The organism is Rhodoferax sp. (assembly GCF_028714215.1).
GTDB lineage: Bacteria > Pseudomonadota > Gammaproteobacteria > Burkholderiales > Burkholderiaceae_C > Rhodoferax.
The window spans coordinates 43,947-57,874 of the sequence record NZ_JAQTMS010000034.1 but is presented as its reverse complement, the minus strand read 5'-3'; the positions used below and the strand labels follow the sequence as shown (position 1 = coordinate 57,874).

The following is a 13,928-nucleotide window of genomic DNA, read 5'->3' as shown; positions in this document are numbered from 1 at the left end:
GTCTGCTACTCGCCGCACCGACGCTTTGCGAGACGGGACTTTCACCCGTTGGAGTGGCGCAGCTGGCCAAGGTACACCCTCCCCCATCGGGGATCAATTGTTCCTTCGCTTCACGACGCACCATGCGACTATTTTAAATAACTTTAACAAATAGTCGCGTCTTTTTTATATTTTCAGCCGTGTAGACCAAAATGCAGTATCCAATGGGCTCAAGGGGCGGGGGACATGACAGAGCTGAAGATCTGTCCCGCAAGGTTTTACATATTTCTCCGGTACTGCCCACCGACCTCGAACAAGGCATTGGTGATCTGGCCCAGCGAGCAGACGCGCACGGCGTCGATCAGCACCTCGAACACGTTCTTGTTTTCCATCACCGCCTGCTGCAGGCGTTTCAGCATGGCCGGTGATTCCTTCGCGTGGCGCGCATGGAAGTCGGCTAGGCGCTTGAGCTGGCTCTGCTTTTCCTCGTCGGTGGAGCGCGCCAGTTCCAGCTTGTCCAGCACGGCATCACCATGCGGGTTGCGGAAGGTGTTGACGCCGATGATGGGCAACTCGCCGGTGTGCTTGAGCATCTCGTAGTGCATCGATTCGTCCTGAATGCGGCCGCGCTGGTAGCCGGTTTCCATGGCGCCCAGCACGCCGCCGCGCTCAGCGATGCGCTCGAACTCCAGCAGCACCGCTTCTTCCAGCAGCTCGGTCAGTTCCTCGATGATGAAGGCGCCCTGCGACGGGTTCTCGTTCTTGGCCAGGCCCCATTCGCGGTTGATGATGAGCTGGATCGCCATGGCGCGGCGCACCGAGTCTTCGGTGGGCGTGGTGATGGCCTCGTCGAAGGCGTTGGTGTGCAGGCTGTTGCAGTTGTCGTAGATCGCGATCAAGGCCTGCAAGGTGGTGCGTATGTCGTTGAACTGGATTTCCTGCGCGTGCAGGCTGCGGCCACTGGTCTGGATGTGGTACTTGAGCTTCTGGCTGCGCTCGTTGGCGCCGTACTTTTCCTTCATGGCGACGGCCCAGATGCGCCGTGCCACGCGACCCATCACGGTGTACTCGGGGTCCATGCCGTTGGAGAAGAAGAAGCTCAGATTGGGCGCGAAGTCGTCGATGTGCATGCCACGCGCCAGGTAGGCTTCGACGAAGGTGAAACCGTTGGACAGCGTGAAGGCCAGTTGCGAAATCGGATTGGCACCGGCCTCGGCGATGTGGTAGCCGCTGATCGAGACCGAGTAGAAATTGCGCACCCGGTTGTGCACGAAGTACTCGGCGATGTCGCCCATCACCTTGAGGCTGAATTCGGTCGAGAACAGGCAGGTGTTCTGGCCCTGGTCTTCCTTCAGGATGTCGGCCTGCACCGTGCCGCGCACGTTTTCCTGCACCCACTCCCTGATTTTCTCCAGCTCGGTGTCGGTCGGCTCGCGGCCGTTCTCCTGCTTGAATTTGTCGATGTTCTGGTCGATCGCGGTGTTCATGAACATGGCCAGGATGCTGGGCGCCGGGCCGTTGATGGTCATCGACACCGAGGTGCTGGGGCTGCACAGATCGAAGCCGCCATACAGCACTTTCATGTCGTCCAGCGTGGCGATGCTGACACCGCTGTTGCCGATCTTGCCGTAGATGTCGGGCCGTGGATCGGGGTCGTTGCCGTACAGCGTGACCGAATCGAAAGCGGTCGACAGGCGCTTGGCCATCATGCCGGCGCTGAGCAATTTGAAGCGCGTGTTGGTGCGGAAGGCATCGCCCTCGCCGGCGAACATACGGGTCGGGTCCTCACCTTCGCGCTTGAAGGCGAAAGTGCCGGCGGTATAGGGGTAGCTGCCCGGCACGTTGTCCAGCGCCAGCCACTTCAGGATCTCGCCATGGTCCTCGAACTGTGGCAGCGCCACCTTGCGGATGGTGGTGCCGCTGAGGGACTTGCTGGTGAGCGCGGTGCGGATTTCCTTGTCGCGGATTTTCACCACGTACTCGTCGCCGGCGTAGGCCGCCTGCATGCTGGGCCACTGCGCCAACAGCTTGCGTTCCGCCGCACCCAGTTGCGCCTCGCGCTGCTCCGCCAGGTCCAGCACCGCCTGATGGGCATTGGTCTTGTTGGGGTCGTCCAGCTTGAGCATGCGTCCGGCTTCGCGCAGTTGCTGGATTTCGCGCGCAATTTTGGCCTGGCTGCGGGCGCGCTTTTTGTAGCTGCGCACGGTGTCGGCGATTTCGGCCAGATAGCGGCTGCGCGCCGCCGGCACCACCGGCGTCTGATTGGTGCTGTGGCGCACCGTCACCGGCGGCAGACTGCCCTCGGCCAGGCGCAGACCCAGCGCCGCCAGGCGGACCTTGAGCGCTTGATAGAGCGCCGTCACACCGTCGTCGTTGAAGCGCGCCGCCATGGTGCCAAACACCGGCATCTGATCGGCGGGCGTGGTGAAGGCCTCCTTGTTGCGCTGCACCTGCTTGGCCACATCGCGCAAGGCATCGAGCGCGCCCTTGCGGTCGAACTTGTTGATGGCGACAAACTCGGCAAAGTCCAGCATGTCGATTTTTTCCAGCTGGCTGGCGGCGCCGAACTCGGGCGTCATCACGTACAAGGGCACGTCCACATGCGGCACGATGGCCGCGTCGCCCTGGCCGATGCCGGAGGTCTCGACCAGGATCAGGTCGAAGCCAGCCACCTTGCAGGCGGCAATCACATCCGGCAGTGCCGCACTGATTTCGGAACCGAAGTCGCGCGTCGCCAGACTGCGCATAAACACGCGCGGACCCTGCCGCCACGGGCTGATGGCGTTCATCCGGATACGGTCGCCCAACAAGGCGCCGCCGGTCTTGCGCCGTGACGGGTCGATGCTGATCAGGGCGACGCGCAAGCTGTCGTTCTGGTCCAGCCGCAGGCGCCGTATCAGCTCGTCGGTCAGCGACGACTTGCCGGCACCGCCGGTGCCCGTGATGCCCAGTACCGGGATCTTTTTGGTCGCCGCCAACGCCCGGATCTCCGCCACCAAAGCGCTGAACGACGCCGGCGGCGCGCCCTTGGCGACACCGGCCGCCTTCTCGTTCTCCAGCGCCGTGATGAGCTGCGCCAGGGCGCGCCAGCTCATCTCGCCGTGGCCTTGAATAGCCTTGATCTTGGCCGGTGCGTAGGCCGACAAGTCCTTGTCGCAGCGCATCACCATCTCGCCTATCATGCCGGCCAGCCCCATGCGCTGGCCGTCCTCCGGGCTGTAGATGCGGCTCACGCCATAGGCCTGCAACTCGCGGATCTCGGGCGGCACGATGACGCCGCCACCGCCGCCGAAGACCTGGATATGGGAACCGCCCCGCGCTTTGAGGAGGTCCACCATGTACTTGAAATACTCGACGTGGCCGCCCTGGTAGGAACTGATGGCGATGCCTTGCGCGTCTTCCTGCAAGGCGGCCGTCACCACCTCTTCCACGCTGCGGTTGTGCCCCAGGTGAATCACCTCGGCGCCCATGCTCATCAGGATGCGGCGCATGATGTTGATGGCCGCATCGTGCCCGTCAAACAGGCTGGCGGCTGTCACAAAACGCACTTTGTTGACGGGGCGGTAATTGGCCAAGGACTTGAACTCGGCGGACAGATCGGTCATGGTGTGGCTTCCGGACTTGACGTTTACGTAAACGTCAATCTTAGCGTTTTTCCGGGTTTCACTGCGCAGTTGACCCAAACTTTGTGCCGCAACTCCTTAAACAGTCATTTGCAATCAACCCTGGCGCGGGTGCCGATCGTGGCAGTGTGTGTGGCCAAAGTTGCGACCCTAAGCATGATCAGAGCTGCCCGGTACCGGCAGCGGCGGCAGGCAGTTGGTGAAAACCCTGTATACGACAGGGTCTTATAGGCGAATGATGAGGGGGTTGTCTTTCAACCACAGGAGAACCATCATGACCGATCGCAAGAATCCTCGTCGCCGCAGCCTGCTCAAAGGCGTTGCCCTCGCTGCTGGCACCATGTCTGCTCCGATGATCGCCAAGGCCCAGACCGGACCGATTTCGATGCGCTGGCAGAGCACCTGGCCGTCCAAGGACATTTTTCACGAGTACGCGCAGGACTTCGCCAGGAAGGTCAACGACATGACCGGTGGCGATCTGAAGATTGAAGTGCTGCCGGCCGGTGCCGTGGTGCCGGCCTTTGGTTTGCTGGAGGCGGTGGCCAAGGGCACGCTGGACGGTGGACACGGGGTCCTGGGCTACAACTATGGCAAGCAGAATGCGCTGGCGCTGTGGAGTTCCGGGCCGGCCTTCGGCATGGACGCCAACATGATTCTGGCCTGGCACAAGTACGGTGGCGGCGAGGAACTGATGGCCAAGCTCTACGCTTCCATCGGCATGGGTGCGGTAAAGAACTTCCTTTATGGCCCGATGGCGACGCAACCGTTTGGCTGGTTCAAGAAACCCATTACCAAGACGGCCGATCTCAAGGGCATGAAGTTCCGCACCAACGGCCTGGCCGTCGACTTGTACACGGCCATGGGCGCGGCGGTCAATGCGCTGCCGGGCGGCGAGATTGTGCCGGCGATGGACCGCGGCCTGCTCGACGGCGCCGAGTTCAACAATGCCACTTCGGACCGGGTGCTGGGCTTTCCGGACGTTTCCAAGGTGTGCATGCTGCAGAGTTTCCATCAGAGCGCCGAAACCTTCGAGATCCTGTTCAACCGGCCCAAGTACGACGCGCTGCCGGCCAAGATGAAGGCCATCATTTCCAACGCCGTGGAAGCCGCTTCAGCCGATATGTCCTGGAAATCGATTGACCGCTATTCCAAGGATTACATCGAGTTGCAGACCAAGGACAAGGTCAAGTTCTACAAGACCCCGGATGTCGTGCTGCAGGACCAGCTCAAGCTGTGGGACGCGATCATTGCCAAGAAATCGGCCGAAAACCCGATCTTCAAGGAAGTTCTGGCGTCGCAATTTGCCTTTGCCGAACGCGCCGTGAAATGGGAACAGGACACCGTCATCAACCGTCGCATGGCCCTGAACTATTACTTTGGAGCCAAGAAGGCGGCGCCGGCCAAGGCTTAAGGGGTATTTTTTTCACGGCTCATCAGCCATCCGGGCCTGGTTCGGGTGGCTGATCTTTTACGCGGGCAAGAACATGCAAAAATTTCTCCTGACGATCGACAAGATAAGTACTTTTGTCGGTCAGACTTTCTCCTGGCTCATCGTCGCCCTCACCTTGTTGATCTCATGGGAGGTGTTCTCGCGCTATGCGCTGGACCAGCCGCACTCCTGGGCCTTCGACATCATGGTGATGACCTACGGGACCTTGTTCATGATGGCGGGCGCCTACACGCTGGCGAAGAGCGGCCATGTGCGCGGCGACGTGCTGTATGGCTTCTTCCAGCCGCGCACCCAGGCCAGCATCGACCTGGTGCTCTACATCCTGTTCTTTATCCCCGGTGTCGTCGCGTTGGCCTGGGCCGGCTACGCCTTCGCCGGCGATTCCTGGGCCATGCATGAACATTCCAGCATCACCTCGGACGGGCCACCGGTGTATCCGTTCAAGACCGTTATCCCGATCGCCGGAGCGTTCCTGCTGCTGCAAGGCATCGTCGAGATCATCCGCTGCGTGATTTGCATCAAAGAGGGTGCCTGGCCTTCGCGCGCGCAGGACGTTCAGGAAGTCGATGTGGAAAAACTCAAGGACATGGTCCATGTGAAGGATGAAGACATCCAGAAACTCGACGCCTTCGTAATCAAGCAGGAGCAGGGCCAATGAAGATTCGCAAGGAATTGTGGTTCGGCTTTACGCTGGTCGCGCTGATCCTGATCCCCATCGCCGTTCTGATGCCGTGGGGCCACATGACCAATGGCCACTACGGCCTCTTGATGCTGGCGCTGATCGTGGTGGGCATCATGATGGGCTTTCCCACGGCATTTACCCTCATGGGCATGGGGGTGTTCTTCGGCTGGCTGGCCTACCGCAGCGTGAATCCGGCGTTGGCGGAGCGCCAGATCCTCGATTTGATGGTGCAGCGTGCCTACTACGTCATGTCCAACGACGTGCTGATCGCGGTGCCCCTGTTTGTGTTCATGGGCTACCTGGTGGAACGCGCCGCGCTGATCGACAAACTGTTCAAGGCCCTGCACCTGGCCATGGCGCGTGTGCCGGGCTCGCTGGCGGTGGCAACCATCGTGACCTGCGCCATTTTCGCCACCGCCACCGGCATCGTCGGCGCGGTGGTGACGCTGATGGGGCTGCTGGCCTTCCCGGCCATGCTGAAGGCCGGCTACAACGTCAAGATCGGGGCCGGCGCCATCACCGCCGGGGGCACGCTGGGCATCCTGATTCCGCCCTCGGTGCTGCTGATCCTCTATGGCGCGACGGCCGGGGTGTCGGTGGTGCAGCTTTATGCCGGCGCGTTCTTCCCCGGCATCATGCTGGCCGGGCTGTATGTCGGCTACATCATCATCCTGGCGCTGTGGAAGCCCTCGCTGATGCCGCCGCTGCCGCAGAGCGCGCGGCTGGTCGCCCTGCCCGCGTTGGCGCAGTCGCTGGCCCAGCGCGGCCGCAATGCCCTGCTTGGACTGGCGCGCGCGCTCGTCACCGATGCCGGCGTTGCCAAGCGAGGCGTGCTGGGGCAACTGATCATTACGCTGCTGCCGCTGTTGTTCGTCGCCCTGGTGCTGGGAGTCACTTACTCGGTTGCCACCGCACCTGTGGTGGTCGACACCACGGGCCTGGTCGAGGCTGGCAGCGCGTTCACATCGGACGTGAGTGAGCCAGCGAATGACAACCAAGGCGGATTGAGCGAACCTCCGAGCGACGAAGCCAAGGTCGCGGACGCGCCGCAACCGCCGGCCGATACTGCTGCCCTGCCGGCGGCCAAGACGTCGGCCGCTGCTGCCGTGCCTGCCGTGGCACCGAGTTTGCCGGCGCCACTCTGGTTCTGGGTGATGCTGGGTTTGTGCGCCGCGGCGCTGGTTGTTTTGTACCTGATGTGGAACTGGCAGCGGCTCGAAGTGTTCAAGATGTTGCTGGCTTCGTTCTTCCCGCTGGCGCTGCTGATTCTCGCGGTGCTGGGTTCCATCGTGATGGGTCTGGCCACGCCGACCGAGGCAGCGGCGGTGGGTGCCCTGGGGGGCTTGCTGCTGGCGGCGATCTATCGCTTCATCAACCACTGGCGCGAGAAAGCGGCGGACGCCGGCCCGGCCGGCGTGGCCTGGACGACCTTGAAGGATCTGGGCTTGATCCTCAAGGATTCGTCCTTCCTCACCGGCAAGACCACCGCCATGGTGTGCTGGCTGTTCGTCGGCTCCAGCATCTTCTCCGCCGCCTTCGCCCTGCTGGGCGGACAGCAGATCGTCGAGAACTGGGTGCTCTCGCTGGGCCTGACGCCGGTGCAGTTCATGCTGCTGTCGCAGTTCATCATTTTCATCCTGGGCTGGCCGCTGGAGTGGACCGAGATCATCATCATCTTCATGCCGATCTTTATCCCGTTGCTGCCAAAATTCGGCGTCGATCCGCTGTTCTTCGGCCTGCTGGTGGCGCTGAACCTGCAAACCGCTTTCCTGAGTCCACCGGTGGCGATGGCGGCGTTCTATCTCAAGGGTGTGAGCCCACCGCACGTCACCTTGAACCAGATCTTCGCCGGCATGCTGCCGTTCATGGCGATCCAGGTGCTCGCGATCTTCCTGCTGTACATGTTTCCGGCGATCGGTTTGTGGTTGCCCCATCTGCTCTACAAATAGGCGCCGCGCCAGCCAAGGCGTAACAGGACAAGAGGCGCGCCAGCGCCTCTTGTCCTTGAGAAATCATTGGCCCTCAGCCATGGTGCGGGTGCCGATCGTGGCGGCTCGCCCGAAGGAGCGATTCAGGTAATATTTGGCAACTTGTACTATTGGCCAAAGCGCACATCCGATGCTCGTTGCCCTGTTGTCCACCATTCCACTGCTGATGTGCATGGGCTATTTCTTTATGGGCTCGCTACCCTTGCTGGTTCTGAAACATGACACACCGATGGATTCGCGCTTCATTCGCGGCTTCTTCAACACCTACTATGTTGCGGTGGTGTGGACGGCCACGGTGGCGACGATAAGTTACGCGCTGGTTGGCCATCTGGCATTTTCGGTGGGCATGGTTGCGATAACCGCGCTGGCCCTCTTTCTCCGCAAAGTAGTGCTCTCGCACATGGACGGTCTGCGAGTTCGCATCGAGAGCGGAGACGCAACGGCCGCAACCGATTTCCGCCGTATTCATATGGCCGGCATGGCGGTCAATTTTGTTCAACTGGCAGCCCTGATCTGGGGTCTGTTCCATGTCTCCATTTAGCCTGGGCTGATCTCGTACTGATTGGCCTGCGGCGCTATAAAGTCCGGATCGGGCCCGCCGACCCTGCTTATCCGCCCAGATAAGCCGCCTTGACCGCCGGATCGTCCTTCAGCTTGTCGGCCGGGCCGTGCACCGAGATGCGGCCGTTCTCCAGCACATAGCCGTAGTCCGCCACCTTCAGGGCCGCCGCCGCGAATTGCTCCACCAGCAGCATGGTGACGCCCTGGCTCTTGAGCCGGGAGATGATGTGAAACACCTCCTCCACCAGGATCGGCGCCAGCCCCATGGACGGCTCATCCAGCAGGAACACCTCGGGGTTGAGCATGACGGCGCGCGCCATCGCCAGCATCTGCTGCTCACCGCCCGACAAGGTGCCGGCCAACTGGTGCGTGCGCTCCTTCAGGCGCGGGAACATCTCCAGCGCTTTTTGCAGATCGGACTCGACGTCGCCCTTGGGCCGCGCATTGGTGTAGCGCACAAAGGCCCCGAGGCGGATGTTGTCGAGCACACTCAAGGTCGGAAAGACGCGCCGGCCTTCCGGCGAATGGGCCAGGCCGCGTTTGGCGATCTGGTGCGAGTCCAGCCCGGTGATGTCGCGCCCGGCCAGTGTGACTTTGCCGGACTCCGGTTTGATCATGCCGGAGATGGCGCGCATGGTGGTGGTCTTGCCGGCGCCGTTGGAGCCGATCAGCGTGACGATTTTGCCCTTGGGCACGTGGATGGAGACACCGTGCAGGACCTGGACCTTGCCATAACCGGCTTGTAGATTTTCAATGATGAGCATGATGAATCTTCTCTGCAATCAATGCGCGTCGGCGCCGCTGCCCAGGTAGGCCTCGATCACGGCCGGGTTGTTCTGCACATCAGCCGGTTTGCCCTCGGCGATCTTCTGGCCGAAGTCGAGCACCGACACGGTGTCGGAGATGCCCATCACCACGTCCATGTGGTGCTCGATCAGGATCACCGTGATGCCGTGGTCGCGGATCTTCTGCACCATCTTCATCAGCTCGGGCAGGTCCGCGGGGGGCAGGCCGGCGGCCGGTTCATCCAGCAGCAGCAACTCGGGATTGAGGCCCAGGGCGCGGGCAATCTCCAGCATGCGCTGCTTGCCGTAGGGCAGATTGCGCGCCTGCTCCAGGCTCATGTCGGTCAAGCCGACAAAGCCCAGCAGGCTGGCCGCCTGTTCGCGCGCCGCCGCGTCTTCGCGCCGGTAGCGCGGCGTGCCCAGCATGACGTCCAGGATGTTGCTCCGGTAGGTGTGGTGCAGACCCACCAGCACGTTGTCGGTGGCGCTCAACTCGCCGAACAGTTGGACGTTCTGGAAGGTGCGCGCAATGCCCGATACGGCGATGGCGGACGGCGTCTGCCCGGTCACCGACTGGCCGTTGAACAAGACCTGTCCGGCGGTCGGCTGATAGATGCCGGTCAGCACATTCATCATGGTGCTCTTGCCCGAACCGTTGGGTCCTATGAGGCCATGAATCGAGCCGCGCGCCACGCGCAGGTCGACCTGATTGAGCGCCCGCAGGCCGCCGAACTGCATCAGCACCTGCTGCGCATCGAGCAGCGCCGCGCCGCTGCTGCCAGCCGCCGCGTGACGGGTGGTCCAGGCACGCACCGCGCTGCCGGCGGCGCTGTGCTGGGCCGGCGCTGCCGGCTTGGCAAAACGCAGATACAAATCACGCGCAAAACCGACCACGCCATCCTGCAGGTAATAGACCACAAACAGCGTCATCAGGCCGAATATGGTGAGACGCCAGTCGGTGATGTTTTCCAGCCAGAAGGAGAACGCCGCCATCGCCACTGTGGCGACCACCGGCACCGCCAGTTCGCGCACTGTCTTTACTTTTTTCCACAGGTTGTAGGCGGCCATGCCACAGACTGCCAGCGCCAGCACGCTGGCGATCTTGCGAAACAGTTCGATGTCCGACAGCAGGCTGGGCAGCATCACCACGATCACGGCCCCGATCAGCGCGCCGGAACGGGTCTTGCGCCCGCCCATGATGACCGCCAGCAGGAACATGATGGTCAGCTCGAAGTTGTAGGTATTGGGCGAGATGTACTCTTCCGAATAGGTGTAGAGCGCACCGGCCAGGCCGGCCAGGCCAGCGCTGATGACAAAGGCGTAGACCTTGTAGCGGTAGACCGAAACGCCCATGCAGTCGCAGGCCACCGGGCTGTCGCGCAGTGCTTCGAAAGCACGCCCCAGGTGCGACTTCAGAATCCGGTGCACCACCACCAGCGCCAGCACCATCAGCACGGCCACCAGGTAGAAGTACTGGACCTCGTTCAGTTTGTGGCCGAAGAACAGCGGCTTGGCAACCTTGATGCCGATCGGGCCTTCGGTCAAAAACGTCATCTCGTTGATGAGAATCTGCAGGATGGTGCCGAAGGCCAGCGTCACCATCGCCAGATAGGGACCGGTCACGCGCAGGGCCGGCAGCGCCAGCACCGCACCGAACACTGCGGTGACGCCGATGGCCGCCGGCACGGTCAGGAAAATGGGTAGCCCCAGCTTGAAGAACAGCACGCCGGCGGTGTAGGAGCCGACGCCGAACAGGCCGGCATGCCCCAGCGACACCTGGCCGGTGTAGCCGACCACGATATCCAGCCCGAACAGCAGGATGGCGTAGATCAGGATGGTTTCGACCAGGTGCACGTAATAGGGATTGGGCACCAGCACCGGGAACAGGCCCAGTGCCGCCAGCCCCAGCGCTATCAGGAAATAAGATTTGCTTTTGGTTTTCATGCTTGCCTGTATCCGTCAGACCTTCTTGATGGCCGTCTTGCCGAACAGCCCGGCCGGCTTGATCGCCAGCACCAGCAGCAGCAACACCAGCCCCGGCACATCCTTGTAGCCGGTGGAGATGTAGTAGCCGGTGGTGGTCTCGGCAATGCCCAGAATCAGGCCGCCGACAATCACGCCGACGCCGGAGGTCAGACCGCCGATGATGGCCACGGCAAAAGCCTTCAGCCCCAGCACCGAGCCCATGGTGGCCCCAGTCAGCGTCAGCGGCGCCACCAGCACGCCGGCCACCGCCGCCGTCACCGACGACAAGGCGTACGAGAACGTGATCACGGCACCGGTGTTGATGCCCATCAGGGACGCCGCATCGCGGTCGTTGGAGGTGGCCACCACCGCCTTGCCGTAAATCGATTTGCGGTTGAAGATCTCGACGATCGCCATCATGGCCAGGGCGCCGATAACCACCACGATTTCCATCGGCAACACATTGGCGCCAAACAGTTTGATGGGTGCCTCCGGCAGCGGCGACGGAAACTTCAGATCGTCCTTACCCCAGATGTTTTCGGCGACGTTCTTGAAAATGATGGCCAGCGCAATGGTCGACATGATCCAGCCGAACTCGCTCTTGATCTTGATCGCCGGACGCACGCCAATCCACTCCACCAGCGCGCCTTGCGCGGCGCCGAAAAGCACCACCACCGGAATCATCACCCAGTAGTTGAGGTAGGGGCCGCCGTGGATGGTGCCGGCCAGCGACAAGCCCACCAGCGCGCCCAGCATGAGCGCCTCGCCCTGACCGAAATTGAGAGTAGCCGAGGTCGCGAAGGTCAGCTGGTAGCCAAACGCGATAACGCCATAAATCATGCCCAGCGCGACGCCGCTGTAGATCAGTTGCAAGAAAATTTCCATGCCTTAGCTCCAATTTAAAACCAGGTAAAGCCCGCGCTGCGCAGCCCCCAACGCCAAAAAAGCCGGGGCATCCCGGCTTTTTTCAGGCGAGCGTGAAAGTGGCGTTGACCGCAGACCCGCTCTGTTCTTACTTCTTGACAGCCTTGGTGCGAATCTCGCCACCTTTTTTCTTGTCCTCGTCGTAGGCGTAGACCACATGGCCGTCCTGCACCTTGCCGATCACCGGCATGTTGAGGGTGATGGCCTCGTGGTCGGTCTTGGAGAAAGGATGGTTGTAGGTGGTGACGACGCCTTCAACGGGGGCCTTCAAGTCTTCCAGTGCCGCCAGCACCTTGGGACCGTCCGTCGTTCCGGCCTGCTTGATCGCCGCTGCCAGCAGATAAATCGAATCGTAGCCCTGCGCCGCGGAGACCGGCGAAGAAATGCGCGTTACCTTGTAGGCCTTCTGGTAGGCCTCGATGAAGCTCTTGCGCTTGGGCGTGTTGGGCTCCTGGATGAAGGTTTGCGGCATCAAGGCGCCGTCGGCATTCTTGCCGGCGTTGTCGATGAAGTTGCCCATCGACAGGGTCCAGGAACCCATCATGGGAACCTTCCAGCCGAGCTTGATCATGCCGTTGGCAATCTGCGCCAGTTCCGGGCCGATGCCGTAGGTGATCACGACCTGGGCGCCGGCTTCCTTGGCCTTAAGCAACTGGGGCGTCATGTCGACGTCCTTGATGTTGTACTTCTCGATCGCGACGGCGGTGATGCCTTTGGCCTTGAGCGCTTTTTCAAGGTCTTCACGACCCAACTGGCCGTAGTTGGTGGAATCGGCCAGGATGGCAACCTTGGTCAGCTTCTTGTGACCGATCAGTTCTTCCACGATCATGGTCGACTGGATGGTGTCGTTGGCCGAGTTGCGGAAAACGTAGTTTTGAGGTTGATCAGCGAACTGCTGGGTGATGGTGGTGGCAGTGGCCACGTTGTTCATCACCGGAATCTTGGCTTCCTGGTAAAAACGCTGGGACGCCAGCGAGACGCCGGAATTGATGTAGCCGACCGTGGCCACCACTTTTTCCTTGTTGATCAGCTCCTGGGCGATCTGCACGCCGCGCTCGTTCTTGGCCTCGTCGTCGCGCTCGATCATCTCGATCTTGCGGCCCAGCAAGCCGCCCTTGGCATTGATCTCGGCGACCGCCAGCTTGGCGCCGTCGCGCATGGAAACGCCCATCGGGCTGGAGCCGCCGGTGAGCGGTCCTTGCAGGCCGATCTTGATGTTGTCGGCCGCATAGCTGATGCTTGCGGCGGCCAGGGCCAGGGCACTGAGGGCAGTGTTTCGCACAAATTTCATGCGTGTCTCCAAATAATAATAATGTCGAAAAGACGGTGAACGACCGTTGGCTGCGTGATTATCCGGAGATCGCGGCGCGCTCCCGTAGGTGAAAACCACAATGAACACGTCATTTACATCACAGGAGTTTTTAATATTTTTCAACTAATGCCAAAATCCCCTAAAGATCGAAAACCCGTTTCAAGCACACCCGTCTGACCATGCACACCAACCAACTTGGCAATCCGGACCCAGCCAACCCTGCTACCTCCCGGTCCGCGGACGCGGCATTGCACAGCGTGCATCCGGCGTCGGGCTACGCCGGCGATGTGTCGCCCCCGCTGGCCTATCAATGGTGGCATGCTGACGAGGCGGTGCTGGTCGATATCCGAAGCGACGCCGAACGGGAATGGGTCGGTTTTGTGCCGGGCGCCATCCCGCTGGCATGGCGGCAGTGGCCGGGCATGGTGCCGAATCCCAATTTCGACAAATCCTTGCTGGCCGCGATACCGGCCGGCAAAAAGGTGCTCCTGCTCTGCCGCAGCGGCGTACGGTCCATGGCCGCCGCCAGACGTGCCAGCGAGTTGGGACTGGAGGCCTACAACATCCTGGAAGGCTTTGAAGGCAACCCGGATCAGCAGGCACAGCGCGGGCACCTGGGTGGCTGGCGCTACCACGGATTGCCGTGGCGCCAGGGTTGA

At 61.7% G+C, this 13,928-nt stretch carries 10 protein-coding genes; 5 read left to right on the top strand and 5 right to left on the bottom strand.

Going from position 1 to position 13,928, the window contains the following annotated elements:
- Positions 1–257: 257 nt before the first annotated feature.
- Complete coding sequence (icmF, locus tag PHS32_RS15555) at positions 258–3,584, bottom strand: fused isobutyryl-CoA mutase/GTPase IcmF (RefSeq protein ID WP_301079952.1); 3,327 nt, start codon at positions 3,582–3,584, stop codon at positions 258–260.
- Positions 3,585–3,876: 292 nt separating this feature from the next.
- Here icmF and PHS32_RS15550 point away from each other — a divergent pair, with 292 nt between their 5' ends.
- From PHS32_RS15550 to PHS32_RS15535, 4 genes are all read left to right on the top strand, one after another.
- The gene (locus tag PHS32_RS15550) at positions 3,877–5,013 is read left to right on the top strand and encodes a C4-dicarboxylate ABC transporter (RefSeq protein WP_301079951.1); all 1,137 of its coding nucleotides are present in this window, start codon (positions 3,877–3,879) and stop codon (positions 5,011–5,013) included.
- 73 nt (positions 5,014–5,086) lie between these two features.
- Positions 5,087–5,710 carry a TRAP transporter small permease subunit gene (locus PHS32_RS15545; RefSeq protein WP_301079950.1) on the top strand — a complete coding sequence of 208 codons (624 nt, stop codon included), beginning with the start codon at positions 5,087–5,089 and terminating at the stop codon, positions 5,708–5,710.
- Positions 5,707–7,683 (top strand): TRAP transporter large permease subunit, encoded by a 1,977-nt coding sequence (locus tag PHS32_RS15540; protein WP_301079949.1) that lies wholly within the window; start codon positions 5,707–5,709, stop codon positions 7,681–7,683. Before PHS32_RS15545 ends, PHS32_RS15540 begins: the two co-directional genes overlap by 4 nt.
- A 169-nt stretch (positions 7,684–7,852) precedes the next feature.
- On the top strand, positions 7,853–8,263 hold the full coding sequence (locus PHS32_RS15535; RefSeq protein WP_301079948.1) for a hypothetical protein: 411 nt from the start codon (positions 7,853–7,855) through the stop codon (positions 8,261–8,263).
- Between the two features lie 67 nt (positions 8,264–8,330).
- Here PHS32_RS15535 and PHS32_RS15530 read toward each other — a convergent pair whose 3' ends face one another.
- From PHS32_RS15530 to PHS32_RS15515, 4 genes are all read right to left on the bottom strand, one after another.
- The gene (locus PHS32_RS15530; RefSeq protein ID WP_301079947.1) at positions 8,331–9,047 is read right to left on the bottom strand and encodes an ABC transporter ATP-binding protein; all 717 of its coding nucleotides are present in this window, start codon (positions 9,045–9,047) and stop codon (positions 8,331–8,333) included.
- An 18-nt stretch (positions 9,048–9,065) separates the two neighbouring features.
- Entirely contained in the window at positions 9,066–11,012 is a 1,947-nt protein-coding gene (locus PHS32_RS15525; RefSeq protein ID WP_301079946.1) for a branched-chain amino acid ABC transporter ATP-binding protein/permease, read from the bottom strand.
- Between the two features lie 15 nt (positions 11,013–11,027).
- Positions 11,028–11,918 (bottom strand): branched-chain amino acid ABC transporter permease, encoded by an 891-nt coding sequence (locus tag PHS32_RS15520; protein ID WP_301079945.1) that lies wholly within the window; start codon positions 11,916–11,918, stop codon positions 11,028–11,030.
- A gap of 127 nt (positions 11,919–12,045) precedes the next feature.
- The gene (locus tag PHS32_RS15515) at positions 12,046–13,248 is read right to left on the bottom strand and encodes an ABC transporter substrate-binding protein (protein ID WP_301079944.1); all 1,203 of its coding nucleotides are present in this window, start codon (positions 13,246–13,248) and stop codon (positions 12,046–12,048) included.
- Positions 13,249–13,448: 200 nt separating this feature from the next.
- Here PHS32_RS15515 and PHS32_RS15510 point away from each other — a divergent pair, with 200 nt between their 5' ends.
- Positions 13,449–13,928: a rhodanese-like domain-containing protein gene (locus PHS32_RS15510; RefSeq protein WP_301079943.1), complete on the top strand. Its 480-nt coding sequence runs from the start codon at positions 13,449–13,451 to the stop codon at positions 13,926–13,928.